The organism is Rhizobium sp. CC1099, assembly GCF_029714385.1.
GTDB lineage: Bacteria > Pseudomonadota > Alphaproteobacteria > Rhizobiales > Rhizobiaceae > Rhizobium.
The window spans coordinates 4219674-4245831 of record NZ_CP121641.1 but is presented as its reverse complement, the minus strand read 5'-3'; the positions used below and the strand labels follow the sequence as shown (position 1 = coordinate 4245831).

Below are 26158 nucleotides of genomic sequence, written 5' to 3'. Positions count from 1 at the left end.
GGCTCAAGCCTTTCTCCATTCATCTAGTCAGAAGGGCATAAGCTGTCCAATATATGGAACTGATGTTTCCGATAGGTTTTGGAGATACCGCATGGAGCTTCGGCATATCCGCTATTTTCTGGCGGTCGCGGAGGAAGGCAATTTTACGCGAGCCGCGGTGAAACTCGGCATCGGCCAGCCCCCGCTCAGCCAGCAGATCCGCGATCTCGAAGCGGAAATCGGCGCGGCCTTGTTTCACCGCGTGCCGCATGGCGCGGAATTGACGGCGGCGGGCGAGGCGTTTCTCGGCGAAGCCAAGGCGTCACTTGCTTCTGCCGAGAAGGCGAAACTTGCCGCCCAGCGTGCCAATCGCGGCGAGACGGGCAAGCTGGCGCTCGGCTTTACGGCCTCCTCCGCGTTCAATCCGGTTGTCAGCGCGACGATCAGGCGGTTTCGAGCGCAGTGGCCGGAAGTACGGCTGTCTCTGACGGAGATGAATACGTTGGCCCTGATGGAGAAACTCAATCGCGGCGAGTTGGATGCGACCTTCATGCGCCCGAGCCTCGACGATCCGCCGGGCGTGCGCCTGAAACGTCTCGATGACGAGCCGATGGTGGTCGCCCTGCCCGCAAACCATGCGCTGGCGAAGCACGAAAGCCTGTCCCTGGCACTGCTGTCAAATGAGCCGTTCATTCTCTTCCCGCGGCTGGTTGGCCTCAGCCTCTTCGACGACGTCGTGCTCGCCTGCAGGAAGGCGGGTTTCGAACTGACGGTGGCACAGGAAGCACCGCAGATTTCCTCTGTCGTCAATCTGGTTGCGGCAGAGCTCGGCGTGTCGATCGTTCCGGCATCGATCGCACAGATCAGGCTCGATGGCGTCGCCTACCGGCCGATCGACGGGCCGCCTGCGGTCGCGCGGCTGGCCCTCGCGGTGCTGAAGACGCAGCGCTCGCCGGTGACGGAAAATCTGATGAGCCTGCTTTGACTTAGCCTGCAGGATCCCAATAAGGCGGATCGCCGAAGGCCTTTTTCAGGTGATCGGCTATGGCGCGGAGTTTGGCGGAAGGGTGGCGGCCTTGCGGATGCGCCATGTAGACGGACTCCGCTTCGGGCCTGTAGCCAACATCAATCTCGACGAGCTTGCCTTCGCGGATTGCCGGACCTGCAATGAAGCTCGGCAGCAGCGCGATCCCCAGACCTGCAATTGCCGCATCGCGAAGCATGTCGCCATTGTTGACACCCATCGCCAGCTTCGCACGCACGACGATTGCACCCGTCGGGGTCTGGAAGCGCCAGTCCGCGATGCCGCGATTGGTGTAGAACAGGCCTCGATGCTCATCGAGATCGGATAATGCCGCCGGCGTCCCGTGGCGGTCGAGATAGGCTGGCGAAGCCGTCAGCAGACGGCGGCTGCGCGAGAGCTTCCAGGCCACCAGGCGGGAATCGGCGATCGGCCCATGGCGGATAATGGCGTCGTAGCCTTCCGACGAAGCGTCCACACGGCGGTCATCGATGTCGAGCGTCAGCGCGATTTCGCGGTGCGCTGCCAAAAACGGATAGAGGGCCGGACCAAGATGCATGCGACCGAAGGTGACAGGTGCTGCAATACGCAAGGGACCGGCAAGCGTACCGCGGCGCTCGGCCATATCGGCTGCGGCCTCTTCTATCTCATGCACGATCCGAAGCGCACGCTCCATAAAGGCGGTGCCGTCCTGCGTCAGCGTCAGCTTGCGTGTCGTGCGGTGAAGCAGCATGCCGCCGAGTGTCTTTTCCAGATCCGCCAGTCTTTCGCTGACAACGGATTTCGACATGCGGAGGCGCCTCGCAGCCTGGCTCACGGAACCTGATTCCACCGCTGCGACGAAAGCCGCTATCCCTTCGATCTTGATCATCGTTCGGCATTTCCGAATTCGAGTTCCATCATATGGAGAAGCAGGCGGTTCCATTGTCCAACTCGGCGGCGTCGGGCGCGATCGCGATCTCACTCCGAATGGTCGAAGAGCTCAGGAGCGCCGTGGTGATTGCATGTTATCCGCCAAAGGCTTAGGGTCGGTAGTGGTCAACAAGGCGACGGATAGAAGGCCATGGCTCTCAGCGGCAAACGCATCCTGCTCATCATTTCCGGCGGCATCGCCGCCTATAAGAGCCTCGACCTGATCCGGCGCCTGCGCGAGTGCGGTGCTTCGGTGCGTCCGGTGATGACGAAGGGCGCGCAGGAATTCGTGACGCCGCTTGCTGTCGGCGCTCTTGCCGCAGACCACGTCTTCACCGATCTCTTTTCGCGGCAGGACGAACAGGATGTGGGCCATATCCGGCTTGCTCGCGACTGCGACCTCATTCTGATTGCGCCAGCAACGGCCGACCTGATGGCCAAGATGGCAAACGGTTTCGCAGATGACCTGGCCTCGACCGTTTTGCTCGCGACGGACCGGCCGGTTCTTGCCGCGCCGGCGATGAACCCGAAGATGTGGTCGCACGCGGCGACGAAACGGAATTTCGACATCCTGAAAGGTGACGGCATCCGTTTCGTCGGCCCGATGGCAGGCGAGATGGCGGAGAGCAAGGAGGCCGGCATCGGCCGCATGGCTGAACCGCTGGAGATCGTTGCCGCCGCCGAAGCGTTACTTGACGACGGGCCGAAGCCGCTTGCCGGGCGCAAGGCGATCGTCACCTCGGGACCGACCCACGAACCAATCGACCCCGTCCGCTACATCGCCAATCGTTCTTCCGGCAGGCAGGGGCATGCGATTGCCGCAGCACTTGCGAAGCTCGGTGCAGATGTCGCACTCATCTCCGGACCGGTGGCAATTGCCGATCCCGTCGGCGTCAGGACGATCCATGTCGAGCGCGCCGAAGAAATGCGCGATGCGGTCCTCGCTGCGCTGCCGGCCGATATTGCCGTGATGGTGGCAGCCGTAGCCGACTGGCGCGTGGCCTCTGCCGCCGATCAGAAGATCAAGAAGCATCCGGGCGAATCCATCCCGACGCTGGCGCTGACCGAAAACCCGGACATCCTGAAGGCGGTCGGCCACCACACGATGCGGCCGACGCTGGTGATCGGCTTTGCGGCCGAGACGCAGGATGTCGAAAACAACGCCAAGGCGAAGCTCGAGCGCAAGGGTGCCGACCTGATCGTTGCGAACGACGTCTCGCCGGCGACGGGCGTCATGGGCGGCACGCGCAACAGCGTGAAGCTGATCAGCCGAAGCGGCGTCGAGCAGTGGCCCGATCTCGGCAAGGAAGAGGTTGCTGAAAAGCTGGCGGCGCTGATTGCCGAACGCTTCAGGCAGGGATAGCGATACCCGCCGCTGCGCTGATACGCTTTTCCGGCTTGAAGGCCACGACCTCGATGCCGTTCTCGCCAATCGTGACGGCGCTGCCGTCCGGTATCTCGGCCCAGGCATCGATGTCGTCATTCAACGGCTCGGAAACAAGGCAATGTCCCTGGCGCATCGGTGAGGCATAAAGTGTCGGCGCCTTTCGATCTGTCGCATAACGAATGCCGTAGAGCGACCGGCCGTCGGAAAACGCGGCGGTGAAACGCACATGGGCGTGGTCCAGGATGTTTTCAGCAAGCCCTTCGACGAAGCTCACCATCTCCGCCATCGCGGTAAGCGGCGCCCGGCACAAACCGAATTGCAGGGCGAGCAGGAACATCAGCTCGGAATCGGTCGTGCCACTGCGGACATTGAAGAGCTCGTCATCGAGCATCGCCTCCATGGAACGGCGCAGGCGCTCGAAGCCGCCGATCTGGCCGTTGTGCATGAAAGACCAATTCCCATGCGTGAACGGATGGCAATTGTCGCGCCGTGTGCCGCCGCCGGTGGCTGCGCGCACATGGGCCAGGAAAAGCGGCGAGCGGATTTGGCGCGCCAGGCTCTTCAGATTGCAGTCGGACCATGCGGGAAGGATATCGCGGTAGCGGCCGGGCTCCGGCCGGTCGCCGTACCAGGCAATCCCGAAGCCATCGCCGTTCGTTGCGGTCTTGGCGCGGGTGGCGCAATGGGATTGTTCGATGAGCGAGTGGGCGGGCGAGGAAACCAGCTCCTCGAGATAGAGGGGGTCTCCACGATAGGCTGCCCAGCGACACATGCTTTTCTGACTCCGTAACCCGCCGTCCTGGCGACGGGACTGGTTGGAAATGCCCGATCGATTGTCGAGCGCGATGGTGAATAAAAACTTAACGATTGCAAATTTTGCAAGGCGACATGCGGGTTGGAAACACTTCACGCGATCACATTCGTTGAGCACGCATCTTCATTTGTGAACATTGCCTCTTGGCTGTGTCACAGCGGTCATCGCAAGGATTTCTCTTGCATCATCGAAATTTTTCCTTACCTTTTAAGCATCAGCAACAGAACGAAAGGAAGGTGATCCAATGTCTAATGAGATTTCGGACCTCGTAACGGGCATGGGAGAGGTGACGAAAGCGAGGCAGCCCTCGCTCTAATCCCCGCCTTCCTGGGGCCGCCTTGACGGTCCAGGCCAGCTACAGGCCAAACTCATGGAAAGGGTCGCTGAGGCGGCCCTTTTTTATTTTGCAGAATTTCTTTGACCGCAACCGAGCCATGGCATATTCATAAAGTCATCTGATGATTTTATGAATATGCCATGCAACCACTCTACAAGACAAATCTGGCCGAGACCGCGATTGAAGCGATCCGCGGCGAAATCCTCGCCAAGCGATGGAGTATCGGCGACAAGCTGCCGAACGAAGCCGCGCTTTCCGCCGCGCTGGCAGTCAGCCGGGGCACGGTCCGCGAGGCCGTGCGCGTGCTTGTCTCTCAGGGCCTGCTCGAAACGCGACAAGGCTCCGGAACCTACGTCCTTTCGACGAGGGATGCCAGTCGACCCCTGACGATGGCCCGGCGGGCAAGTCTGCGCGACCAGTTCGAAGCGCGCTGCGCCCTGGACGTCGAGGCAGCCCGCCTCGCCTCGCTGCGGCAGACGCCGGAAATCATAACTCTGCTGCGCGACCTCCTGGCCAAGCGCGGCAAATACGAAGGGGGCGACAAGGCGGCCTTCGTCGAGCGCGATCTTGCCTTTCACAAAGCGATCATCGCTGCCTCCGGTAACCGGGCGATGATCGAGATCTATGACTTCTTCTCGGCCTCGATTGCCGAAACCATCGAGGCAACGCTCGGGCAGGATATTCCCGAGCCCGACACGAAAGCGCACGCCGATATCATCGATGCCATCGAGACCGGTCTTCCCGCGAAGGCGGATGCCGCCGTGCGCCGCTTCATGAAGCCGGTGATTGCCGCCCTTGAACGGATGATTCTCTCGTGACCTCCTCCATTTCTGATGCAGCCGAGGCACTCGAGGCCATCGACGAGCAGTTGATCGATGCCGAGGCGGACAGTATTCCTGCACCCGAAGCTCCGGCACAGTCGACAGTGGCAAGCCGTATCATTCTCGGTGTCAGCCTCGTACTCATCGCCTTCAACCTTCGCCCCGTGTTCTCCAGCGCATCCGCGCTGCTGCCGGAAATTCGCGCGGGGCTTGGCCTTTCGGCCCTCGGCGCGAGCCTGCTGACCACGCTTCCCGTCGTTTGCCTGGGCGCTTTTTCGCCGCTCGCGCCAAAGCTGGCACAGCGATTGGGTGCCGAGCGAACGCTCCTCGGCGTGCTCGTGCTGCTGGCACTCGGCACGGCCATGCGCGGGCTATCTTCGGTTCCGCTTCTCTTTCTCGCAACCGCGCTTGCTGGCGCTTGTATCGCCGTCGGAAACGTCCTGCTTCCTGGCCTGGTCAAGCGCGACTTCGCCGACCGCACAGCGCTGATGACCGGATGTTATACGATGGCGCTCTGCGCCGGCGCAGCGAGCGCTGCCGGTTTCACGCTGCCGATCGAGCACGCGCTCGACGGATCGCTGGAGGGCGCTCTTGCCGCCTGGGCATTGCCCGCCTTCGTCGTCGCCTTGATCTGGCTTCCGCAGGTTCTGAGGATACCGGCGCAGACGCGGCGAAGCGGCTTCAGGATCGAGGGCCTCTGGCGGGACCGGCTTGCCTGGCAGGTCACCCTTTTCATGGGCCTTCAATCAGCGCTCGCCTATTGCGTCTTCGGCTGGCTCGTGCCGATCTTGCGCGAGCGCGGCCTCGACGGTGTGACTGCCGGCGCCATCGTTGCGGTATCAGTCATGGTACAGGCCGCCGCCTGCCTCGTGGCACCGCAGATTGCCGTACGCGGCAAAGACCAGCGGCTGATCAACGCTGCGCTGTGCGTCATTGCCGTGGTGGCCCTGCTTGGCCTGCTCTTCGCGCCGCTTTCGACCGTCTGGCTTTGGGCAGTGCTGCAGGGAACGGGACAAGGCGGCCTGATTGCAGTGGCAATGACAACGATAGTGCTGCGCTCGCGCGATCCGCATGTCGCCGCTCACCTGTCCGGCATGGCGCAATGCGTCGGCTATCTGCTGGCCGCTGTCGGTCCGCTGATCGTCGGGCTCATTCGCGGCACGACCGGAAGCTTTGCCTGGTCCGCAGTACTCTTCGTTCTGCTCGGATTTGGAGCCGCGATCAATGGCTGGAATGCAGGACGAGCGCTGCACGTCAATGCGCGCACGACCCAGAAGACGTAAGCGCCTCTCCTCACCTGCGCATCACCATCTCTTGATACCTCTGCGAGATGGCAGATGTTACGCTATCTATGATCGCGTTCCATCGCCCAGGAGGAAAGAGTGTCGTTCCGATCTGCCGCCATCCTGTTCGCGCTGCTGGCTCTCGCTGCACCTGCTGTCTCGAATGCCCAGGAGCGGCCCGGCGTCTTGAAGCTGTTGCCGTCCGATTCCGTGACCCAGCATGAACAGAACATCGGCGGGCGCAGGCTGACCTATACGGCGACGGCGGGCACGCTCGATCTCTTCGGGCAGAACGGCGCTCGCACCGGCGCGATATTCTACACCGCCTATACCGCCAAGGAGGGTGCGGCCAACCGGCCGATTACCTTCGCTTTCAACGGCGGTCCGGGCGCGGCTTCCGCATTTTTGCACCTTGGGCTCGTCGGGCCGCGCATATTGGATTTCGGTCCCCAGGCCCGGGACGGCGCAAATGCGAAGCTCGTCGACAATCCGCAGAGCTGGCTCGATTTCACCGATCTCGTGCTGATCGATCCGATCGGCACAGGATGGAGCCGCACGGCGAAGGCCGACGACGCTTCGAACTATTACAACGTCAACGCCGATGCGCAGAGCATTGCAAAGGCGATCGGGCTTTATGTCGCGCACAACAATCGCTCTGGCTCACCAAAATATCTTCTCGGCGAAAGCTATGGCGGTTTCCGTGCCGCGAAGGTCGCCGCTGCCCTTCGGCAAAGCCAAGGCATCATCATCGCCGGCGCGGTCATGCTCTCGCCGTTGCTTGAGGGCCAGCTGATGTTCAATGCAGACCGGTTTGCGCTTGGAGCTGCTCTGGAGTTCCCGTCCCTCGCCGCCGCTGAAGCCGAGCGCCGCAAGACCTTTGACGAAGAAGCGCAAAGAGACGCGGAGAAGTTCGCGCTCGGCGAGTATCTGACGACCTTGGCCGGACCAGCACCGGCGGGGGACGCTGCGAAGGCATTCTATGGCAAGGTCTCGACGATGACCGGCATTCCCGAAGACGTCGTCACCCGAAACCGCGGCTTCCTGGGCAATGCCTTTGCCAAGAATTCCGCCAAGCAGCAGGGCGAAGTGATGAGCCCCTACGATGCCTCGTTCGCAACGCCCGACCCTTATCCGGGTTCAGACTCCGATCGTGGCGATGATGCGGTGCTCGACGGATTTACCCGCGCTTATGGCGGCGCTTTTGCCGATTACGCACGCAACGAACTCGGCTTCAGGACCGAGATGACCTATACGCTGCTCGAAAGCGACGTCAGCCGTCAGTGGGAATGGGGCGGTGGACACGGCAGCGGATCACGGCTGCAGGCGAGCATAACGGACGACATCCGCGAGCTACTGGGTTCCAATCCAGGCTTTCATTTGCTGATCGCACATGGCTACAGCGATATCGTCACGCCCTATGGGGTCAGCCGCTATGTCGTGGACCATCTGCCTGAAAGCCTGACGCGAGGCCGTGTAAGCCTGGACGTCTATCGCGGCGGCCATATGTTCTACACCAATGCGCAGGCGCGGGCCGCTTTTACCGCTGATGCCAAGGCCTTCTATGGCCAGCATCCGGCGGCGCAGATAGCCGAATGAGGAGCAGATGCACGTTACCGGGGGATGCCATTGCGGCGCGATTGCCTATGAGGCCGAGATCGATCCGAAGCGCGTCAGCATCTGTCATTGCACGGATTGCCAGCGGCTGACGGGGACGGCCTATCGCGTCAGCACGGTTGCGCGACAGGAAGATTTCCGGCTTCTCCGCGGTACGCCGAAAACCTATGTCAAGCATGGCGAAAGCGGAGCATACAGCCGGCAATTCTTCTGTCCGGATTGCGGCTCGCATCTCTATCGCATGGGAGAGGACAACGCCTTCGTCGGCATCCGCGTCGGCACGATCAATGAGCGGGCCGAGCTGTCGCCGCGCAAGCAGATCTGGTGCCGCTCTGCGCTGCCCTGGACCGGCAATATCGAAGCCCTGCCGCGCTTCGAAACGGAAAGTTAGGGTTGCCTGAAGCGGGGCCTGACATAGATAGAGCCTCATGTCATACCAGAAGCAGTCTCTCAGCGCCTCGAAACCGGATGCGGTTTCAGGGGAAGACTCTATTCTCGCTGTTCTCTCCGCCGAGCCGGAAAAATGGGCTCTCTTCATGGATATCGACGGGACCTTGCTCGAGTTAGCCGAAACGCCGGACGACATCGTCGTTCCACCGTCGCTGCCTGCAAATCTCGACGCCTTGGCGACAAGGCTCGGAGGTGCGCTGGCCCTGGTGACCGGCCGGGGGCTCGACTATGCCGACCAGCTTTTTTCGCCGTTCCACTTTCCGATCGCCGGACTTCACGGTGCCGAGCGGCGCGACCCGGACGGAAGCGTGCGCAAAGCCGAAGTAACAGCGCAATTCGAGAGGCTGAAGGCGGATCTCACCGCCGAGACTGCAGGTTGGGCGGGGGTTCTGATCGAGGATAAGGGAGCGGCGGTCGCCGCACATTATCGGCTTGCACCGGACAGGGAGCTCGAACTCGAACCATTGATGGAACAGGCGCTTAGTCGAGCCGGACCGAACTGGACGATCCAGCACGGCAAGATGGTGATCGAAATTCGTCCGGCCAGCGCCGACAAGGGCAACGCGGTCGAAGCCTTTCTCGCACATCCGGTCTTTGCCGGCAGACGCGCCATTGCGATCGGGGACGACGTGACCGACGAAGCGATGTTTCGCACGGTCAACCGGCTTGGCGGCCATTCGATCCGCGTCGGGCCGCTTTCGCCTGCGAGCGAAGCGCGCGGCTCCATCCCCTCTGCCGAAGCTCTGCGCGGCATCATTGAGACATTGGCCTCGTGATGATTTGAGCGCCCGACGTATTTCATTGCATGAAAGGAACTGGCATGAGCCGTCTCGTCATTGTTTCCAATCGCGTGCCCGTTCCCGACAAGGGCGGCATTGCGCCCGCCGGCGGGCTGGCGGTCGCCCTAAAGGCAGCCCTTGAAGAGCGCGGCGGCATATGGATGGGCTGGTCGGGAAAGTCGAGCGGCGAGCATGAGCCGCAGCCGCTTGCACGGCTGCAGCAAGGCAACATCACCTATGCACTGACGGATCTGACCGATACCGATGTGGAAGAATACTATCACGGCTTTGCCAACCGCGTTCTCTGGCCGATCTGCCACTACCGTCTGGATCTCGCCGAATACGGCCGCAAGGAGATGGCCGGCTATTTCCGCGTCAACCGTTTTTTCGCCCATCGGCTGGCGCCGCTGATCGAACCCGATGACCTCATCTGGGTGCACGACTACCACCTGATCCCGCTCGCCGCGGAACTGCGTCAAATGGGCCTGAAGAACCGCATCGGTTTCTTCCTCCATATTCCATGGCCGCCTGCGGACGTGCTCTTCACAATGCCGGTTCACGAGCAGATCATGCGCGGCCTCTCGCACTACGATGTTGTCGGCTTTCAGACGGATCACGACCTTGAGAATTTCGCCGGCTGTCTCAGACGGGAAGGCATCGGCGACGAACTCGGCGAAGGCCGCTACAGCTCCCACGGCCGGACTTTCAAGGGCGGCGCCTATGCGATCAGCATCGAGACTGCAGCCTTTGCCGAATTCGCCCAAAGGGCCGCGACCAACAGCATGGTCAAAAAAGCGCGTCTAAGCATCGAAGGCCGCAGCCTGATAATCGGCGTCGACCGCCTAGATTATTCCAAGGGAATCACGCAGCGCATCGACGCTTTCGAGCGCTTCATCCTGGCCAACCCGGCACAGCAGGGGCGTGTCACCTATCTGCAGATCACTCCGAAGTCCCGCTCCGAAGTGCCTGAATACGAAGCCATGCAACGCACCGTGGCCGAGCAGGCCGGCAGGGTGAACGGCGCTCTCAGCGCCGTCGATTGGGTGCCGATACGCTATATCAACCGCTCCGTGGGACGCCACATTCTCGCTGGGCTCTACCGGCTCGGCAAAGTCGGCTTGGTGACGCCGCTCCGGGACGGGATGAACCTTGTCGCGAAGGAATATGTGGCTGCACAAAACCCGGACGATCCGGGCGTGCTCGTGCTTTCGCGCTTCGCCGGTGCTGCCCGCGAGCTGAAAGGCTCCCTGCTGGTCAACCCCTACGACATCGAGGGTACGGCAAACGCGATGGCGAGGGCGCTCAGTATGCCGCTGGAAGAGCGGAAAGAGCGCTGGCAGATGATGATGGACCATTTGCTCGAACACGATGTTTCGCGCTGGTGCCGGGATTTTCTCAAAGATCTTGCGCCTTGAGCGCGTCTATGCCGGCCTCGGAGATCAGCCAGGCGGCAAGCCGATCAGTCTCCGCGCTCTGCGCTTTGGGCGGCACAAGCCAGTAGCCACGGTCCGTGGCCTCCAACATCGGTCCGGCTGTAACCAGCATACGTGACGCGAGCAGCGAATCGACCAGACCCATCCAGCCGATCGCCAGCCCCTGCTCGCCGATCGCCGCCTGCACGACAAGCGAATATGTGTTGAAACTGAGCTCGCCCTGCCCTACGGCCGCATCACGATTGATGCCGAGCTCGGCGAGGTAGCTCTTCCAATCGAACCACGGCGACGGTGCGCGCGTATCGAGATGCAGAAGACGCGCGCTGGCAATCTCGAACGGATCGAAGAAGGGGCCGTTTCGATCCAGAAAGCCTTGGGTGCAAATCGGGACGACCTTTTCCGGCAGAAGTAGCGTCGCGTTGCTGCCGAATTCCTGCCGCGTTCCGAAGACGACGGCAATGTCGCCATCCGGCGGGCCGTGCTCCATGCGCTGCGTCGCGACGATCTGGATGTCCATTTCGGGATAAAGCAGGCGGAAGGTATGCATACGTGGGATCAGCCAGAGCGATGAGAAGGCGTAATCCGTCCTCAGCCTGATCGCCGGACGTTCGGATTGGCTGCGAAAACTGCGCACCAACATGTCGATATCGTCAACCGTACGAGAGGTGACGTCGAAAAGCCTGCGGCCTTCCGACGTCAATTCGACACCGCGGTGCTGCCGCTGAAGGAGGCTGACGCCCATGTGCTCTTCCAGGCGGCGGATCTGATAGCTGACAGCAGGCTGGGTCAGGCCGAGAGTTCCGGCCGCAGACGAGAGACTGCCCATTTTCCCCACCGCGGCAAATACGCGAACCCATCCAAGGTCAATTGGTCGCTCTGCCATAAGAAATCCTTTGATCACCCATTGAAAAAAGCCAGCTTCACAAGGGGAACTAACCTGATGTTCAATAAATTGCTCGAATAACAGGGGAACTGCAATGGAAAGAATTCGTCCACGAACCGGTTCGCTGCCAGCCTCCTCTTCTTCCTCCTCTCCGGTGCCGCTTCCCGCTGCATGGCAAAAGGCAAATCCAAAGGCCATCGATCCGTGGCTCTCCGGCGTCACCACGCTCGACGGGAAGCCTGCTGCTGATACGGTGAAAAGCTCGCTCGGCCTCTAATATCCAAGGACAAACGAATGATGGCGCGCCCGAATATCCTCATCCTCATGGTCGACCAGTTCAACGGAACGCTGTTTCCGGACGGACCGGCCGAATTTCTTCACGCGCCGCATCTGAAGGCATTGGCGGAGCGTTCCGTGCGTTTCGCCAACACCTATACGGCAAGCCCGCTCTGCGCTCCGGCGCGAGCCTCCTTCATGTCGGGCCAGCTCCCCAGCCGGACACGCGTCTATGACAATGCCGCGGAATTTGCCTCCGACATCCCGACTTACGCGCACCATCTGCGGGCCGCCGGATATCAGACAGCGCTTTCCGGCAAGATGCATTTCGTCGGGCCAGATCAACTTCACGGCTTCGAAGAGCGGCTGACGACCGATATCTATCCCGCCGATTTCGGCTGGACGCCCGACTATACGAAACCCGGCGAGCGCATCGACTGGTGGTATCACAACCTTGGTTCGGTCACCGGCGCCGGCGCCGCCGAAATCACCAACCAGATGGAATATGACGACGAGGTTGCCTACCACGCGACCCGCAAACTCTACGATCTTTCGCGCCGGCAGGACGAGCGTCCATGGTGTCTGACCGTCAGCTTAACGCACCCGCACGACCCTTACGTGGCACGGCGGAAATTCTTTGATCTCTACGAAGACTGCCCGGCGCTCGACCCTAAGGTCGGACCAATCCCGTTCGATGAGCTCGATCCGCATTCGCAGCGCCTGCTCGAAGCCTGCGACTACAAGGCTTTCGACATTACGCCCGAACACATCCGCCGCGCGCGAAGGGGCTACTTCGCCAGTATCTCTTATGTGGACGAGAAAATCGGCGAGATCCTCGACGTGCTCGAGCGCGGACGGATGGCGGAAAACACCATCATCCTGTTTGTCTCCGACCACGGCGACATGCTCGGCGAACGCGGGCTGTGGTTCAAGATGTGCTTCTTCGACGGTTCGGCGCGGGTACCGCTGATGATTGCCGCACCCGGCTGGAAGGCAACGCGAATCGATCAGCCGATTTCAACGCTGGACGTAACGCCAACGCTGGCCGGACTTGCCGGTCTCGACATAAGCTCGCTCAAGAAATGGACCGACGGCGAGGATCTGGCCCCCCTCGCCACGGGCACCGGCAGTCGCGGCCCGGTGCCGATGGAATATGCTGCGGAAGGCTCGATCGCGCCGCTCGTCTGCCTGCGCGACAGGCGCTACAAGCTGTCGCTCTGCGAAAAAGACCCGCCGATGCTCTTCGACCTCGATGCCGATCCGCACGAGCTCAAGAACCTCGCTACGGACCCTGCCCATACCGCGACGCTCAAGGCATTGACCGAACAGGCAAATAGACGCTGGAACCTCGCACAATACGACCAATCCGTGCGGGAAAGCCAGGCACGCCGCTGGGTCGTTTATGCAGCGCTGCGCAATGGCGCCTATTATCCCTGGGACTACCAGCCGCTGCAGAAGGCCTCGGAGCGCTATATGCGCAACCACATGGACCTTAACGTTCTGGAAGAGAACCAGCGATATCCGCGCGGGGAATGACCCGCGCGGATAATTTTGCAAGGCATCAGGCTGCGTGCTTCAGATAGCCGAGCGCGTCCTTGAGGGTGACATGGCCACGAAAGCCACCTGTGCTTTCAGCCGGTTCTTCGTGTTCGATCGCTAGGGCAAAGCGCACTGCTTGATTTTCCTGCAGCCTCTCATAGAGGCTGTTCAGTGCCGGGAATTGCTTGCGATCCACGACCTTGTGGAAGTCGTTCCAACGTGCGATGCCGGCGAAATAGGCGTCGGCAAGGCTGGGTCCTTTGCCAAGCAGCCACTTGCGGCCGGCAAGAAGTTGCTCGAGTTCCCTATGGACCTTCTCGACCTTGGCAACGCCATAAGCGGTCAGCGCCTTCCTGGCATCCGGCTCCAGCTCATGCTCGATCGTGTACCAGAGCGGGCTGAAGGCGTTGAAAAAGCTGGTATTGAGATAGGCGAGCATCTGGTTCAGCCTATCGAACTCGGCGCTGCCCTGTGCAAAGCCGAGACCCTTGCGGATGTGGCCGGAAGCGATGTGGTTGAGGATTGCCATGCTCTCACTGATGACACGGCCATCGCCAAGCATGAGCGAAGGTGTTTCGCCGATCGCGTTGATCTGCCCATAGTCTTTGCTCGAGACGACTTCCGGCATCTCGATGCGGCACAGGTGATAGGGCTCGCCTGACCATTCGAGTGCGACAATGGAGGCAAAAGAGCAGCCTTCCGGCACTCCGTAAAACAAAATCGGAGACATTCGTCGTTCCTTTCGGGATTGAACTGATTTCACGATCAGAATATCGTTTTGTGGACGATTGCCGAACAGCCGCTCAAAATGCACATCAAAGTCTATAAATCTGGAAGATTGAATTGAGCTCCTTTAACCTCAACGATCTCAACCTTTTCGTTCACGCAGTCGAAGGCGGCAGCTTCACCGCCGCTGGACGGCGCCTCGGCGTTCCCAAATCGACGGTGAGCAAGCGTGTTGCGGAACTGGAGGCTAAGCTGGGCGCGCGACTGATCCAGCGCACCTCGCGCAGCTTTTCACTCACGGATTTGGGACGCGATTTCTTCGAGCACGCGCAGGCATCCGTCATCGAAGCGGAGATGGCGGAAAGCATTGTCCGGTCGCGTCTCGGCGAGCCGAGCGGCACCGTGCGCATCACGGCCTCGGTGCCGACTTCGCAGTTCATGCTGGCCGAGCATCTGCCGGACCTGGCGCTCCGATATCCGAAGCTTAAAGTCTTTCTGCATGTCACCGATCGCTTCGTCGATATCGTACAAGAGGGCTTCGACATCGCAGTACGCAGCCATCAGCTGCCGCTTGCCGATTCAAGCCTCGTGCAGCGCAAATTGGCAGAGCATGAATTTCTTCTGGTCGCCGCGCCATCCTATGTCGACAGGCACGGGGCTCCACAAAGGCCGGAGGATCTCGTGGCGCATGCTGCCGTCATGCCCAGCCTCACCGAGACGGCCTGGCGGCTTTTCTCGGCCACAGGGGACGAAACGCTGGTCAAGCCACCGCCGGTGATGGCGGCCGACGAACCTTTCGTCCTGCTGAGAGCCGCGGCGGCGGGAATGGGAATCACCATTCTTCCGACTTCCGTCTGCCGAGAGGCAATAGAGCAAGGGCGATTGATCCGTATCCTTCCAGAATGGACGGCGGGCAACATCACGACAACGGTGCTCCTCCCGCATCGGCGCGGCCAACTGCCATCAGTGCGCGCCGTGGTGGAGTTCATAAGCGAGCGGCTGGGTCAGCCATGACCCGACCGATCATAGGTGTGCGAAAAGCCCCTGCTTCAGCGCCGCGATGCGGTCTTCATTGCGCCGATAGAAGATCCATTGCTTTATACGTTTTGCGTGTACCAGCTCCGCCTGCACCAATATACGCATATGTTCGCTAAGCGTTGCCGGTGTTATGCCCAGCTTTTCGGCGATGAGCACGGCGCAGACACCGTCGTCCTCTAGGTCGCCGTCCACCTGAGGCAAGAAATGCTCCCGCGGCTCTTTCAACCATTCGAGAACGACGAGGCGTCGTTCATTGGCGAGGGCTTTCAAAATATCAACATCTTGCATTTCGTCATTTTGCCAAGTAACGAAATATTGTCAATCCATGGAGAGCCTGCATGCCGATCGCCCTTTCTGCCGAACGCATTGCCGAAATCGAAGGGCTGATCCGCCCCCATATCCGTCGCACACCCGTGATGTGCGTCGACATGCAGGATTTCGGCGGAGCGCCGCTCAAGGTCGATCTCAAGCTCGAATGTCTGCAGCATTCCGGCTCCTTCAAGGCACGCGGCGCCTTTTCCCACCTCCTTACGCGGCAGGTGCCCGCAGCCGGCATCGTGGCAGCCTCCGGCGGCAACCACGGCGCGGCCGTTGCCTATGCCGCATCGCGGCTTGGCGTGCCGGCCACCATCTTCGTGCCGAGCGTCACCTCGCCTGCCAAGGCGGAGAAAATCCGCGCCTACGGCGCCAATCTGGTCATCGGCGGCGAGCGTTACGCCGATGCGCTCGCGGCGAGCGAGACCCATGAGCGGGCAAGCGGCGCGCTTGCCATCCATGCCTATGACCAGGCGGAGACGCTGCTCGGTCAGGGAACGCTCGGCAAGGAGATCGAGGAGGACATGCCGGACATCACCACATTGCTGGTCGCGGTCGGCGGCGGCGGATTGGTCGGCGGCATCGCCGCCTGGTTTCGCGGCCGGGTGAAGATCGTCGCCGTGGAATCCGATGGAGCGCCGACCCTCTACGAGGCCTTCAGGGCGGGTAAGCCAGTGGATGCTCCGGCAGGTGGCATTGCGGCAGATTCGCTCGCCCCGAAACGGGTTGGTGAACTGATGTTTCCTCTCGCGCAGCAATTCGTGCAGCCGCCGGTGCTGGTAACGGACGATGAAATCCGTGCTGCTCAGAAAACCCTATGGGAAGGGGCGAGGGTCGTTGCCGAGCCCGGAGGTGCGGCGGCATTCGCAGCCGTGCTTTCCGGCAAATATATTCCGGTACGGAACGAACGCGTCTGCGTCTTGGTCTGCGGCGCCAACACGGCGGCCGTGAAATTCGACTGACTATTCCGGCGGCAACGGCACAGAGGGCCACCCGTCCGTGACTTGCGCCTGTACCGGCCGCTCGAGATACGTGGAAAGCGCGACATAGCTGCGCGTGCCGCTGACGCCCGGCACGGAATGAATCTGGCCGAGGAGAAATTCAAGCGCCTGCGGATTTTCCAACCGCACCTTGAGGATCATGCTGGCATCCCCGGCGACCGAGTGCATCTCCTCCACCTCCGGAAACCGGCTGATCTGCATCAGCCGTTCGCTCTTGCCCCAACCCGCCGCCTCCACATGCACGAAGGCCAACAGCGGCTTGCCGACTGCTGTGCCATCAAGCCGGGCGACCACATCCCGGATGACACCGGACCGCTTCAGCCGCTTGACCCGTTCGTGCACCGACGGCGCAGAAAGCCCTACCTTCTCTCCCAGCACGGCGTAGCTCTGACCCGCATCGGCGGCGAGAGCTGCTAATATCTTTCGGTCGAACGGATCGAGGGGAGGCCCTCTCCCGCCGCTTTTGCCGAATGCCGTCTGTATTTTCCATCCGTTCCTACTCCTGCATTTTCCAGCCGAACTTGATTCGGCAAAATAGCGACAAAGCCATATGAAATTCCAGAGGAGCAGAAATGGAAATGATCGTTCGCAATCCGCACGACGGCATCTACACCGCCACGTCCGATTACGTGCATGCCATGGAGGTGCGCCAGCCTGACCGCCTTGTCTTCGTTAGCGGAACGATGGGCCTTGATGAGGCTGGTGCAGCCGGCGTCGATCTAGACTCCCAACTCCAACTGATCTGGTCGAACCTCAGGCGAATTCTGGCAGAGGCACAAATGACCGCAGACAACATCGTGCGGTTGACCAGCTACCTGCGCGATCCATCCTTTGCCGAGGCAAACCAGAATGCGCGGGTGGCGGCGCTCGGAGCGCGTCGGGTGCCCACAACAGCCATCGTCGTCGAAACGCTGCGGGAGGACTGGCTGGTCGAAATCGAGATTATTGCCGCCGCGTAATTGGAAATCACGCCGCTTTGGCGACGTGATACTCCTTGATTGCAACCATCTTGATTGCCGGATAGCGCTCCGCCTCGTAGCGCAGCGAGAAGCTGTCCTGCGCCAAGAACACCGGGTCGCCGTCGAGATCGCGGGCGATATCCCCGCGTTTGACCGTCAGGAACTTTTCGAGTTCCGCCGGCTGCTCGGCCGATACCCAACGGCAGACTGAGAAGCGCGACATTTCGAAGGAGACCGGCAGGCCGTACTCCGCCTGCAGGCGTTCCTTCAACACATCGAGCTGCAGGGCACCGACAACGCCGACGATCGCCGGCGAACCATCTTCCGGGGAAAAGAGCTGGACGACCCCTTCTTCGGCCATCTGCTGCAGGGCCTCCTTCAGCTTCTTCGCCTTCATCGCGTCTTCAAGACGGACACGACGGAGAATTTCCGGCGAGAAGTTAGGCACGCCCTGGAACACCAGCGCTTCGCCTTCCGTCAGCGTATCGCCGATGCGCAGCGTGCCGTGGTTCGGAATACCGACGACGTCGCCCGCATAGGCGGTATCGGCGAGCTGTCTTTGCGAGGCAAAGAAGAACTGCGGCGCTGTGAGACCTAGTTGCTTGCCCGTGCGCGCGAGGCGTGCCTTCATGCCGCGTTCCAGCTTGCCGGAGCAGATGCGGGCGAAGGCGATGCGGTCGCGGTGGTTGGGGTCCATATTGGCCTGGATCTTGAAGACGAAGGCCGTCATCTTGTCTTCGCTTGCATGCACCTTGCGGGTATCGGCTATCTGGTCGCGCGGCGGCGGGGCGAATTCACCGAGCGCGTTGATGAGATCGCGGACACCGTAATTGCGGAGCGCCGAGCCGAAGAAGACCGGCGTCATGTGACCCTCGAGGAAAGCCTTGCGGTCGAAGGGACGGCAGGCCTCCATCGCCAGTTCCGTCTCGTCGATGAAGGCAACCCGCTCGTTTTCCGGCAACCGATCAGCGACGCTCTGAGGTCCGTTGACCGGCGTTGCTTCCACTTCCGTATCTGAACCGCGCACAGTGTTCGTGGCCAGGTGATATGAGCCACAGAAAGTTTTGGAGCGGCCGATCGGCCAGGTGATCGGCGCGGTGTCGAGCGCCAGTTTCTCCTCCACCTCATCCAGGATTTCGAACGGATCGCGGCTTTCGCGGTCCATCTTGTTGATGAAGGTGATGATCGGGATATCGCGCATGCGGCAGACTTCGAAGAGCTTCAGCGTACGCGGCTCGATGCCTTTGGCGGCGTCGATCACCATGACGGCGGCGTCGACAGCTGTCAGCGTGCGATAGGTATCGTCCGCGAAGTCTTCGTGGCCGGGCGTGTCGAGAATGTTGAAGACGTTGTCGTCATATTCGAAGGTCATGACGGAGGTCACCACAGAGATGCCGCGCTCGCGCTCGATCTTCATCCAGTCCGACCGGGTCTGGATGCGATCCTTCTTCGCCTTGACTTCACCGGCGAGCTGAATTGCGCCGCCGAAAAGAAGCAGCTTTTCGGTGAGCGTGGTTTTGCCCGCGTCCGGGTGCGCGATAATAGCGAATGTGCGGCGGCGAGAAACCGCCTCGGCGAGACTTTCGGCCATGATGTGAATCCTGTGGAATTGCGGCGTATCTAGCGATTAAAGCCCGCCAATGCAATTGACCTTGGGCCTCCCGGCGCAAAGTAATGTCGCATGACCATTCACAACGACATCCGTCCGCAGCTCAACCTTGTCCGTTTGCCCAATGGCGAAGGTCTTGACCTGCCCTCCTATGAGACGAGCGGTGCTGCGGGCATGGACCTTCGGGCGGCCGTTGCCGATAACGAGCCGATGACGCTCGCGCCCGGCAAGCGCGCGCTGGTGCCGACCGGCTTCATCTTCGAAATTCCGGATGGCTACGAAGCGCAAGTTCGGCCCCGTTCCGGCCTCGCTTTCAAGCACGGCATCACCTGCCTCAACACTCCCGGCACGATCGACAGCGACTACCGCGGCGAAGTGAAGGTGCTGCTCGTCAATCTCGGCGATGAGCCATTCGAAATCACGCGCGGCATGCGCATCGCGCAGATGGTGATCGCGCCGGTCACTCAGGTGCGCGTTGCAGAGATCACCGAAAGCAGCACCACGGCACGCGGCGCCGGCGGCTTCGGCTCGACCGGCGTTTGAGCAAGTCGTTCGATAGTGCCGGGCTGACTTTTCGTCAGGACTATTTCGACGATCGGGCAGCATGGGCAGCGCTCGTCCCTCTCCTCGACGATACATTCGGCATCGATATCGGGCCGCTGCAGCAGCTCGGTGGCCCGGATCCGACAAGCATGCCTTTCGGCTGGTTTGCCGCCGACGACACGCTAGCCGCCAATCTATCCACCTTTGCCATGCCACTCGTCGTCAACGGCCGGCAGATCAACGCGGCCGCCTTCCAATCCGGCGCCGTTCGCCCGCCATGGCGCGGACGCGGGCTTTACCGCGACGTAACGTGTAAGGCGCTTGAATGGTGCGAGAGTCGGCAGTTCGAGGCTATCGTGCTCTATACCGACAAGCCTTTGCTCTACGAACCTTACGGCTTCCGCAGCTTGCCGATGCACCGCTACTGCGGGGCAGCACCGAAACCACATTCCGCGGGAAAACCTGCCCGAGAGCTCGATCCATGGAATAAGGCCGATCTCGCTTTGCTGAAGGAGGCGCTGAAGACGCGGGCACCGGTTTCGGATGTGCTGGCCGTTTCGGGCAATGCGGCGATGTTTCTCGTAAATACCCAACTCGATCCCGAGGTTCGTTTGAGCTGGCTCGACGCGGAGAAAGCCGTCATCGCGTGGAAAGCCGGAGAGGCTGGCCGCTTCGGCCTGCTCGACGTCGTCGCTACGGAAATTCCGCCGCTTGCCGTCATCCTCGGCAGGCTCGGCGAAGGGCCTGAACAGGTCGACGTCTTCTTTTCGCCGGACAAGCTTGACTGGCGCGGAGAGGCTCTCGCCTTCGACAGCGGTACGGCCTTCATGGTCCGCAGTACGACCGATCTCGCGCCTGCGTCGCCGGCGATGCTCTCGCCGATGGCGGACTTCTAGACAGAACGGTTCGCGAGGCATCTATTCAGCGGCTCGAAAGCGGCGGCAGGCGGCGTTTGACGGGTGAAGCCTTGATCATCGAGGTGTTGGTCTCAGCCTTTTCGGCCACCTTGTCCAGAATACCGTCGAGTTCTCCCATCGAGCGGACGACGAGGCGGGCGATAAAGCAATCGTCGCCGGTCACCTTGTCGCATTCGATGAATTCAGGCGTCTCCTGGATGATGCGCTCGACGACATGCAACTGTCCCGGCAGCGGCCGGACGCGGACGATTGCCTGTAGCGGATAGCCGAGGGCAGCCGGATCGATATCGATCGTGAAGGCAGTGACGATGCCGCGCTCCTCCAGCCTTCGCAGCCGTTCCGCCGCGCTTGGCGACGAGAGGTTGGCCACCTGCGCCAGCTCTTTTAGCGAAATACGCGCGTTCTGCGCCAGCGCATCGAGGAGACGCTGGTCGATGCTGTCCAGGCGAGATGCTTCGTTAGCCGTCAAAGCGAGTTTACCTTTCATTATTAGGAGAAATTCGACTATCGCGCATTGCAGATTATAGAGATTGGCATCCAAACACAATAATCTCCAAGGCACAAAGGAGATCGCGATGCAGAACGATATAGGCAAAGGCACGGTTGAGATGACGGCAGCAATGGTAATTTCGGGGACGATCGGCTGGTTCGTCGTCATGTCCGGCCAGCCTGTGAGCGGAGTTGTTTTCTGGCGTTGCCTGTTTGGGGCTGCGAGCCTTCTTGTCATCTGCGGCGCGCTCGGATTCTTGAAGCCCGGCATTCTCTCGCCGAGAACCTTTGGCATCGCGGTGCTCGGCGGGATCGCCATCGTGGCGAACTGGCTGCTGCTTTTCGCCTCGTATTCGCACGCATCGATCTCGATCGCGACCACCGTCTACAATACCCAACCTTTCATGCTGCTGGCGCTCGGCGCCGCATTACTCGGCGAGAAGATCACTTTGGCGAAACTCTTTTGGCTGGCGCTCGCCTTTGCCGGCATGGTGGCGATTATCGAAGCCAAACCTGAGGCCGGCGGCATTTCAGGCAGCTACGGGCTGGGTATTGCGCTGGCACTTGGGGCGGCCTTCTTCTATGCGCTGGCGGCACTTGCTGCAAAGTGGCTGAAGGGCACGCCGCCGCACCTGATCGCGCTCATTCAGGTTTCGACCGGCATTCTCATGCTGGCGCCGGTGACCGACTTTTCGGACCTGCCTACAACGGCCGGATCGTGGTGCATTCTGGTGGCGATGGGCGTCGTCCATACCGGCGTGATGTATGTACTGCTCTACGGCGCAATCCAGAAGCTGCCGACACATCTCACCGGCGCACTTTCCTTCATTTACCCGATCGTCGCGATCGCAGTGGACGGCCTCGCTTTTGGTCGCGCACTGCAGCCATTGCAGATCCTCGGTGCGGCAATCATCCTTGTTGCGGCAGCGGGAATGAATCTCGGCTGGACGCCTGGGCGTTGGCTGCGGCCTATCCGAAATTGATCGCCGCTGCCTGTGCAAGCCGGATTTCGTGGCTGCCGGCATCGAACTCGTCGAGCACGACATTGTGGTGGGCAATGATCTGTTCGAAGCGGAGTTCGCCCATGTCGGCCGTCATATGTCCATCAGACATCAGCGTTACATCGTAGCCGAGGGAAACGGCGCGCCGCGCGGTGGTATCGACGCAGAACTGGGTCATGCAGCCGCCGACCACCAGCCTGGTGATACCGTTCTCCTTGAGGCGCGCTTGGAGATCGGTTTCGAAGAACGAGTCGCAGCTGCGCTTGTGAACGACGATCTCGCGATCTTGAGGCGCAATCTCGTCGCGCAACTGCCAGCCTTCGCTGCCTTCGGCAAGACGGTGGGATGCGTGTCCGTCATGCTGGACGATGACGACCGGTGCATTCACCGCGCGGGCCTTTTGGAGAACCTCTGCAAGACGCGCCACCGTTTCGTCCAGCGTCTTGTCGATCAAAGGCTGGCGCGCGGTGCTTGCGAGGCCTTTCAAGATGGCATTCTGAACATCGATCAGCAGCAGTCCGGTTGTCATCGGCTTTCTCCAATGAAAGAACACAAGGGGCAAAACGCCTTCAACTGGCGGCTTTTCCTTGGGTTCGGTTATGGTCTGACGGGCATTTGCGCCGATGGGCTAAATCTTTTCCGTCCGCTGGACAGGTGTTTCCGTCCTGCGGTTCTCGAACCATTCTCCAATGCGTGACCTGATGCCTGTGGCTTCGGTCACAGAGTGGCGTTCGGCTCCCGGTTTCCCATTCTCCCTGAGGAGCGCAGCCCAGTCCTGCCGGGCTCGCTAGAGGCCGATCAGGACAACCGGGATATCGTCGATGCGCCTTCCGTGGTGGTGGTGCCGATGCCGCGCGGCTCATAAGCGCGCTGGTCACGCAGGATCTGGAAGGCGATCGTCAAAAGCTTGCGCGCGATGGCAACACGCGCCTTGTTTGTTCCTCTGATCTTCAGATGCTCGTATTGGGCCCGAAGCTGCGCATCAGTGGCGATGGCGGGAGAAACCGCCTCGACGAACGCCCAGCGTAGCCACTTGTTGCCCTGCTTGATGATCTTGCCGTGGAAGGTCTTGCCGCCGGAAGAATAGGTCGACGGCACCAGACCGGCATAGGCGGCAAGCTTCTTCGGTGTGCGGAACCGCGATATGTCGTCGATCTCAGCATCGATCAGCCGGGCGAAGAACTCGCCAATGCCGGGGATCGTCTTCAACAGTCTCACATTGGCATTGGCCTTGGTCATCGCCCGGATCGTTGCTTCCGACTGCTTGATCCGCACATCGATGTCGCCGATGAAATCGAGACCGCGGTCGATCTGGATGCGGTCGATCTCCGAGACCTTGACCTGCGCCAGCTGAATGCGGCCGGCCTTGCCGAACAGATCGCCGAGTTTCTTCAATTGCGCCGTCTGCTCCGGATACCGATCAAACACCGTCACTATGCGATTCTTCGTCATCGTGCGCAGCCGCACATAAAACATCCGCTCGCGAAGGGCGATGCGCAGTTCTCTTGCTCGCTCTCCAGGCGCCCAGGCCTCCGGCACCAGATCGGCCCGCAGCAGATGCGCCAGCACCGTCGCGTCGATCTTGTCGGTCTTGATCTTGGCGTCAGCGATTGCCTTGACCTTCAAGGGATGGGCGAGAACGACATCATCACAAATGTCGTCGAGCCAGTCGTAGATCACCATCCAGTTGCGGGTGGCCTCGACAACCGCTTGCGAATTCTCCCGATAGCGTTCGAGGAACCCGCCAAGCGACTGGCGATCGTTCTTCACGCGGCCCGAGCGTAGCGTCTTGCCGGCGCTGTCCTGCACCACCAGGTGGCTGTAGGATTTGTGGTAATCGACTCCGATATGGTAATCATAAGAGGCAGTCATGCTTCCAACTCCCTTATTGAGATTTTCCGAACCCCAGTAAGGTAAGCCGAAAGGCTGGAAGTGTGACTGTCCCTCGATCATCGACTGCATCTCAGTGATCCGTTCTCTCCAGCGGCGCGGCCCTCTTTCATGCCGCCTCCCTTTCGGCGCACTTCTATCTGATTCGAGCGTGTGACTTCATCTTGAAAGCGGGCCGTAGCATCAGTAAGAGAAGCTGCCTGAGGAGAGCAAAGATGACCGTTGCAGCCCTGCTTGCCTATAGCGGCGCCCTTTTTATCGCTGCGATCATTCCCGGACCCGGCATCACCGCGATCGTCGCCCGCGCGCTCGGCTCGAATTTTCGCGAGACCTTCTTCATGGGTCTCGGCCTTGTTCTCGGCGACATCACGTACCTGACGGCGGTGATCCTCGGCCTTGCATTCGTGGCGCAGACCTTCACCGGAATATTCCTCATCATCAAATTCGCCGGCGTGCTTTACCTCTGCTACATTGCCTACAAGCTCTGGACGGCAGGTCTTTTGCCGCAGGATATTACCGCGCGCAGATCGAGCAGCATCGGCATATCCTTCCTGTCCGGCCTTCTGGTGACGCTCGGCAACCCGAAGACGATGCTCTTTTACGTCGCCCTCGTGCCGACACTAATCGACATCAACCACATCGGCCCTCGAGAATACGGCATACTTTTAGTCGCAACCTTCGTTGTGCTGCTTTTGGTTTTGATCCCTTACATGCTGCTTGCGTCGCGCGCCCGCACGATGCTGAAACAGCCGCGCGCGCTGCAAGCGCTCAACAGGGTCGCGGCGAGCATCCTGGCCGGAACCGCAGCCTTTATCGCTGCACGCGCAGCCTGAAAAAATCATTCGGCAAAGCACCGTTTCCAAACGATTTTTTCTCTCGGACGACGCTTCCGTGGATCAAGCCCCTCTGGCCTGCTTCGGCCTTTGACCCTATTCTCTCGCGCAACAATCATTAAGGGAGCGCACCATGTCGAGAAAACCGGGCCGCGGCCGCATCTACTCGTCGATCACGGAAACCATCGGAGATACTCCGATCGTCCGCCTCGACAAGCTGGCCAAGGAAAAGGGCGTGAAGGCCAATCTGCTCGCCAAGCTCGAATTCTTCAATCCGATTGCTTCCGTCAAGGACCGCATCGGCGTCGCCATGATCGAGAGCCTCGAAGCGCAAGGCAAAATTTCCCCTGGCAGGACGACGCTCATCGAGCCGACCTCCGGCAATACCGGCATCGCGCTCGCTTTTGCCGCCGCCGCCAAGGGCTACAAGCTGATTCTCACCATGCCGGAAACCATGTCGGTCGAGCGCCGCAAGATGTTGGCGCTGCTCGGCGCCGAACTCGTATTGACCGAGGGGCCGCGGGGGATGAAGGGCGCAATCGCCAAGGCGGAAGAACTTGCCGCAACGCTTCCCGACGCCATCATCCCGCAACAGTTCGAGAATCCGGCAAACCCGGAAATACACCGCAAGACGACGGCCGAGGAAATCTGGAACGATACGGAAGGTGCCGTCGACATCCTCGTTTCCGGCATCGGCACCGGCGGCACGATCACCGGCGCCGGCCAGGTTCTGAAGTCGAAGAAGCCGGGCATCAAGGTAATCGCCGTGGAGCCCGAGGAATCTCCGGTTCTTTCCGGCGGTCAGCCCGGGCCGCACAAGATCCAGGGCATCGGCGCCGGCTTTGCCCCGGCGATCCTCGATACGAAGATTTATGACGAAGTCGTCACCATCAACAGCGCGCAGGCGATGGAAACGGCGCGTTTGGTCGCCAGGCTTGAAGGCGTTCCGGTCGGCATTTCCTCAGGCGCGGCACTGGCGGCGGCAATCAAGATCGGCAGCCGCGAGGAAAATGACGGCAAGAACATCGTCGTCATCATCCCATCCTTCGCGGAGCGCTATCTTTCGACTGCCCTCTTTGAGGGTCTCGGAAACTGATTTTCGGAGGTAATCGGGGCGCTTCGGCGCCCCTTTCTCCGTCAGGCCGCCGCCGTCAGCCGTTCGCCGGCAATACGATAGGAATTGCTTCCGCGCCACCTTGAGTACGCGGTGATCGCCGAGTACGCGGTGATCGCCGCAGGCCCGAAAACCGCATGAAGGCGGGGCTGATCGGAAATCTCATTGTTCCACTCCTCTTTGTTTCGTTGAGTG

26 protein-coding genes and 2 pseudogenes are annotated in these 26158 nt (G+C 60.8%); 18 read left to right on the top strand and 10 right to left on the bottom strand.

All coding sequences use genetic code 11. The features are described 5' to 3' along the window. Nucleotides 1-91 precede the first annotated feature (91 nt). Complete coding sequence (locus QA644_RS21135; RefSeq protein ID WP_283070453.1) at nucleotides 92-964, top strand: LysR family transcriptional regulator; 873 nt, start codon at nucleotides 92-94, stop codon at nucleotides 962-964. 1 nt (nucleotide 965) lies between these two features. On the opposite strand, the gene QA644_RS21130 is transcribed toward QA644_RS21135, so the two are convergent. Next, the gene (locus QA644_RS21130) at nucleotides 966-1871 is read right to left on the bottom strand and encodes a LysR family transcriptional regulator (protein ID WP_283070451.1); all 906 of its coding nucleotides are present in this window, start codon (nucleotides 1869-1871) and stop codon (nucleotides 966-968) included. Nucleotides 1872-2063: 192 nt separating this feature from the next. Here QA644_RS21130 and coaBC point away from each other — a divergent pair, with 192 nt between their 5' ends. Further along, entirely contained in the window at nucleotides 2064-3275 is a 1212-nt protein-coding gene (gene coaBC, locus QA644_RS21125) for a bifunctional phosphopantothenoylcysteine decarboxylase/phosphopantothenate--cysteine ligase CoaBC (RefSeq protein WP_283070450.1), read from the top strand. Here the strand turns inward: coaBC and QA644_RS21120 are convergent. Continuing rightward, nucleotides 3262-4071: a class II glutamine amidotransferase gene (locus QA644_RS21120; protein WP_239595918.1), complete on the bottom strand. Its 810-nt coding sequence runs from the start codon at nucleotides 4069-4071 to the stop codon at nucleotides 3262-3264. The two genes, coaBC and QA644_RS21120, sit on opposite strands and share 14 nt — an antisense overlap. Nucleotides 4072-4590: 519 nt before the next feature. Between QA644_RS21120 and QA644_RS21115 the strand changes: the two genes are divergently transcribed. From QA644_RS21115 to otsA, 6 genes are all read left to right on the top strand, one after another. Then, the gene (locus QA644_RS21115; protein WP_194728738.1) at nucleotides 4591-5268 is read left to right on the top strand and encodes an FCD domain-containing protein; all 678 of its coding nucleotides are present in this window, start codon (nucleotides 4591-4593) and stop codon (nucleotides 5266-5268) included. Beyond that, complete coding sequence (locus tag QA644_RS21110) at nucleotides 5265-6554, top strand: MFS transporter (protein ID WP_283070447.1); 1290 nt, start codon at nucleotides 5265-5267, stop codon at nucleotides 6552-6554. Before QA644_RS21115 ends, QA644_RS21110 begins: the two co-directional genes overlap by 4 nt. 99 nt (nucleotides 6555-6653) lie before the next feature. Next, nucleotides 6654-8150: a carboxypeptidase gene (locus tag QA644_RS21105; protein ID WP_283070446.1), complete on the top strand. Its 1497-nt coding sequence runs from the start codon at nucleotides 6654-6656 to the stop codon at nucleotides 8148-8150. A 7-nt stretch (nucleotides 8151-8157) separates the two neighbouring features. Further along, a complete protein-coding gene (locus QA644_RS21100; protein ID WP_283070445.1) occupies nucleotides 8158-8559 on the top strand; it encodes a GFA family protein in 402 nt (133 codons plus the stop codon). A 37-nt stretch (nucleotides 8560-8596) separates the two neighbouring features. Next, nucleotides 8597-9394, top strand: a complete 798-nt coding sequence (otsB, locus tag QA644_RS21095) for a trehalose-phosphatase (RefSeq protein WP_283070444.1) — start codon at nucleotides 8597-8599, stop codon at nucleotides 9392-9394. A 44-nt stretch (nucleotides 9395-9438) separates the two neighbouring features. After that, nucleotides 9439-10812: an alpha,alpha-trehalose-phosphate synthase (UDP-forming) gene (otsA, locus tag QA644_RS21090; protein WP_194728734.1), complete on the top strand. Its 1374-nt coding sequence runs from the start codon at nucleotides 9439-9441 to the stop codon at nucleotides 10810-10812. Here the strand turns inward: otsA and QA644_RS21085 are convergent. After that, complete coding sequence (locus tag QA644_RS21085) at nucleotides 10793-11713, bottom strand: LysR family transcriptional regulator (RefSeq protein ID WP_239595935.1); 921 nt, start codon at nucleotides 11711-11713, stop codon at nucleotides 10793-10795. The two genes, otsA and QA644_RS21085, sit on opposite strands and share 20 nt — an antisense overlap. Nucleotides 11714-11882: 169 nt before the next feature. On the opposite strand from QA644_RS21085, the pseudogene QA644_RS21080 reads away from it, so the two are divergent. Next, nucleotides 11883-11990: pseudogene (locus QA644_RS21080) on the top strand (glycine/betaine ABC transporter substrate-binding protein); the annotation flags it as partial. Between the two features lie 20 nt (nucleotides 11991-12010). Further along, nucleotides 12011-13525: a choline-sulfatase gene (gene betC, locus QA644_RS21075; protein WP_283072424.1), complete on the top strand. Its 1515-nt coding sequence runs from the start codon at nucleotides 12011-12013 to the stop codon at nucleotides 13523-13525. A 25-nt stretch (nucleotides 13526-13550) separates the two neighbouring features. Here the strand turns inward: betC and QA644_RS21070 are convergent, their stop codons facing one another. Beyond that, nucleotides 13551-14258 (bottom strand): glutathione S-transferase family protein, encoded by a 708-nt coding sequence (locus QA644_RS21070; RefSeq protein WP_283070443.1) that lies wholly within the window; start codon nucleotides 14256-14258, stop codon nucleotides 13551-13553. A 113-nt stretch (nucleotides 14259-14371) separates the two neighbouring features. Here QA644_RS21070 and QA644_RS21065 point away from each other — a divergent pair, with 113 nt between their 5' ends. After that, complete coding sequence (locus QA644_RS21065; RefSeq protein WP_283070441.1) at nucleotides 14372-15268, top strand: LysR substrate-binding domain-containing protein; 897 nt, start codon at nucleotides 14372-14374, stop codon at nucleotides 15266-15268. 9 nt (nucleotides 15269-15277) lie between these two features. Here the strand turns inward: QA644_RS21065 and QA644_RS21060 are convergent, their stop codons facing one another. Further along, nucleotides 15278-15580 (bottom strand): helix-turn-helix domain-containing protein, encoded by a 303-nt coding sequence (locus QA644_RS21060; protein WP_074066386.1) that lies wholly within the window; start codon nucleotides 15578-15580, stop codon nucleotides 15278-15280. 50 nt (nucleotides 15581-15630) lie between these two features. Between QA644_RS21060 and QA644_RS21055 the strand changes: the two genes are divergently transcribed. Then, nucleotides 15631-16569 (top strand): threonine/serine dehydratase, encoded by a 939-nt coding sequence (locus tag QA644_RS21055; protein WP_283070438.1) that lies wholly within the window; start codon nucleotides 15631-15633, stop codon nucleotides 16567-16569. Here QA644_RS21055 and QA644_RS21050 read toward each other — a convergent pair. Then, nucleotides 16570-17098, bottom strand: a pseudogene (locus QA644_RS21050) (Lrp/AsnC family transcriptional regulator). Nucleotides 17099-17180: 82 nt separating this feature from the next. Between QA644_RS21050 and QA644_RS21045 the strand changes: the two are divergent. Continuing rightward, complete coding sequence (locus QA644_RS21045) at nucleotides 17181-17567, top strand: RidA family protein (protein ID WP_283070437.1); 387 nt, start codon at nucleotides 17181-17183, stop codon at nucleotides 17565-17567. A gap of 7 nt (nucleotides 17568-17574) precedes the next feature. On the opposite strand, the gene QA644_RS21040 is transcribed toward QA644_RS21045, so the two are convergent. Then, complete coding sequence (locus QA644_RS21040) at nucleotides 17575-19158, bottom strand: peptide chain release factor 3 (RefSeq protein ID WP_194728729.1); 1584 nt, start codon at nucleotides 19156-19158, stop codon at nucleotides 17575-17577. A 90-nt stretch (nucleotides 19159-19248) separates the two neighbouring features. Here QA644_RS21040 and dut point away from each other — a divergent pair, with 90 nt between their 5' ends. Further along, entirely contained in the window at nucleotides 19249-19719 is a 471-nt protein-coding gene (dut, locus tag QA644_RS21035) for a dUTP diphosphatase (RefSeq protein WP_074066381.1), read from the top strand. Then, nucleotides 19716-20615 (top strand): GNAT family N-acetyltransferase, encoded by a 900-nt coding sequence (locus QA644_RS21030; protein ID WP_283070434.1) that lies wholly within the window; start codon nucleotides 19716-19718, stop codon nucleotides 20613-20615. The genes dut and QA644_RS21030 overlap by 4 nt, the downstream gene beginning before the upstream one ends. A gap of 25 nt (nucleotides 20616-20640) precedes the next feature. Here QA644_RS21030 and QA644_RS21025 read toward each other — a convergent pair whose 3' ends face one another. Then, complete coding sequence (locus QA644_RS21025) at nucleotides 20641-21123, bottom strand: Lrp/AsnC family transcriptional regulator (protein WP_074070133.1); 483 nt, start codon at nucleotides 21121-21123, stop codon at nucleotides 20641-20643. 88 nt (nucleotides 21124-21211) lie between these two features. On the opposite strand from QA644_RS21025, the gene QA644_RS21020 reads away from it, so the two are divergent. Then, a complete protein-coding gene (locus tag QA644_RS21020; protein ID WP_283070432.1) occupies nucleotides 21212-22108 on the top strand; it encodes a DMT family transporter in 897 nt (298 codons plus the stop codon). Here QA644_RS21020 and QA644_RS21015 read toward each other — a convergent pair. After that, nucleotides 22095-22655: a cysteine hydrolase family protein gene (locus QA644_RS21015; protein WP_283070430.1), complete on the bottom strand. Its 561-nt coding sequence runs from the start codon at nucleotides 22653-22655 to the stop codon at nucleotides 22095-22097. The genes QA644_RS21020 and QA644_RS21015 overlap by 14 nt on opposite strands. 269 nt (nucleotides 22656-22924) lie before the next feature. Then, entirely contained in the window at nucleotides 22925-23998 is a 1074-nt protein-coding gene (locus tag QA644_RS21010) for an IS110 family transposase (protein ID WP_283070428.1), read from the bottom strand. A gap of 233 nt (nucleotides 23999-24231) precedes the next feature. Here QA644_RS21010 and QA644_RS21005 point away from each other — a divergent pair, with 233 nt between their 5' ends. Beyond that, nucleotides 24232-24849 carry a LysE family translocator gene (locus QA644_RS21005; protein ID WP_283070427.1) on the top strand — a complete coding sequence of 206 codons (618 nt, stop codon included), beginning with the start codon at nucleotides 24232-24234 and terminating at the stop codon, nucleotides 24847-24849. A gap of 133 nt (nucleotides 24850-24982) precedes the next feature. Beyond that, entirely contained in the window at nucleotides 24983-25945 is a 963-nt protein-coding gene (cysK, locus tag QA644_RS21000; protein WP_283070426.1) for a cysteine synthase A, read from the top strand. The last annotated feature ends 213 nt before the right edge of the window (nucleotides 25946-26158 follow it).

What these genes read in the sequence shown, in the direction of transcription:
- QA644_RS21135 (WP_283070453.1), top strand. Translation starts at nt 92, where the DNA reads ATGGAGCTTCGGCATATCCGCTATTTTCTGGCGGTCGCGGAGGAAGGC.
- QA644_RS21130 (WP_283070451.1), bottom strand. Translation starts at nt 1,871, where the DNA reads ATGATCAAGATCGAAGGGATAGCGGCTTTCGTCGCAGCGGTGGAATCA.
- coaBC (WP_283070450.1), top strand. Translation starts at nt 2,064, where the DNA reads ATGGCTCTCAGCGGCAAACGCATCCTGCTCATCATTTCCGGCGGCATC.
- QA644_RS21120 (WP_239595918.1), bottom strand. Translation starts at nt 4,071, where the DNA reads ATGTGTCGCTGGGCAGCCTATCGTGGAGACCCCCTCTATCTCGAGGAG.
- QA644_RS21115 (WP_194728738.1), top strand. Translation starts at nt 4,591, where the DNA reads ATGCAACCACTCTACAAGACAAATCTGGCCGAGACCGCGATTGAAGCG.
- QA644_RS21100 (WP_283070445.1), top strand. Translation starts at nt 8,158, where the DNA reads ATGCACGTTACCGGGGGATGCCATTGCGGCGCGATTGCCTATGAGGCC.
- otsB (WP_283070444.1), top strand. Translation starts at nt 8,597, where the DNA reads ATGTCATACCAGAAGCAGTCTCTCAGCGCCTCGAAACCGGATGCGGTT.
- otsA (WP_194728734.1), top strand. Translation starts at nt 9,439, where the DNA reads ATGAGCCGTCTCGTCATTGTTTCCAATCGCGTGCCCGTTCCCGACAAG.
- QA644_RS21085 (WP_239595935.1), bottom strand. Translation starts at nt 11,713, where the DNA reads ATGGCAGAGCGACCAATTGACCTTGGATGGGTTCGCGTATTTGCCGCG.
- betC (WP_283072424.1), top strand. Translation starts at nt 12,011, where the DNA reads ATGGCGCGCCCGAATATCCTCATCCTCATGGTCGACCAGTTCAACGGA.
- QA644_RS21070 (WP_283070443.1), bottom strand. Translation starts at nt 14,258, where the DNA reads ATGTCTCCGATTTTGTTTTACGGAGTGCCGGAAGGCTGCTCTTTTGCC.
- QA644_RS21060 (WP_074066386.1), bottom strand. Translation starts at nt 15,580, where the DNA reads ATGCAAGATGTTGATATTTTGAAAGCCCTCGCCAATGAACGACGCCTC.
- QA644_RS21055 (WP_283070438.1), top strand. Translation starts at nt 15,631, where the DNA reads ATGCCGATCGCCCTTTCTGCCGAACGCATTGCCGAAATCGAAGGGCTG.
- QA644_RS21045 (WP_283070437.1), top strand. Translation starts at nt 17,181, where the DNA reads ATGGAAATGATCGTTCGCAATCCGCACGACGGCATCTACACCGCCACG.
- QA644_RS21040 (WP_194728729.1), bottom strand. Translation starts at nt 19,158, where the DNA reads ATGGCCGAAAGTCTCGCCGAGGCGGTTTCTCGCCGCCGCACATTCGCT.
- dut (WP_074066381.1), top strand. Translation starts at nt 19,249, where the DNA reads ATGACCATTCACAACGACATCCGTCCGCAGCTCAACCTTGTCCGTTTG.
- QA644_RS21025 (WP_074070133.1), bottom strand. Translation starts at nt 21,123, where the DNA reads ATGAAAGGTAAACTCGCTTTGACGGCTAACGAAGCATCTCGCCTGGAC.
- QA644_RS21020 (WP_283070432.1), top strand. Translation starts at nt 21,212, where the DNA reads ATGCAGAACGATATAGGCAAAGGCACGGTTGAGATGACGGCAGCAATG.
- QA644_RS21015 (WP_283070430.1), bottom strand. Translation starts at nt 22,655, where the DNA reads ATGACAACCGGACTGCTGCTGATCGATGTTCAGAATGCCATCTTGAAA.
- QA644_RS21010 (WP_283070428.1), bottom strand. Translation starts at nt 23,998, where the DNA reads ATGACTGCCTCTTATGATTACCATATCGGAGTCGATTACCACAAATCC.
- QA644_RS21005 (WP_283070427.1), top strand. Translation starts at nt 24,232, where the DNA reads ATGACCGTTGCAGCCCTGCTTGCCTATAGCGGCGCCCTTTTTATCGCT.
- cysK (WP_283070426.1), top strand. Translation starts at nt 24,983, where the DNA reads ATGTCGAGAAAACCGGGCCGCGGCCGCATCTACTCGTCGATCACGGAA.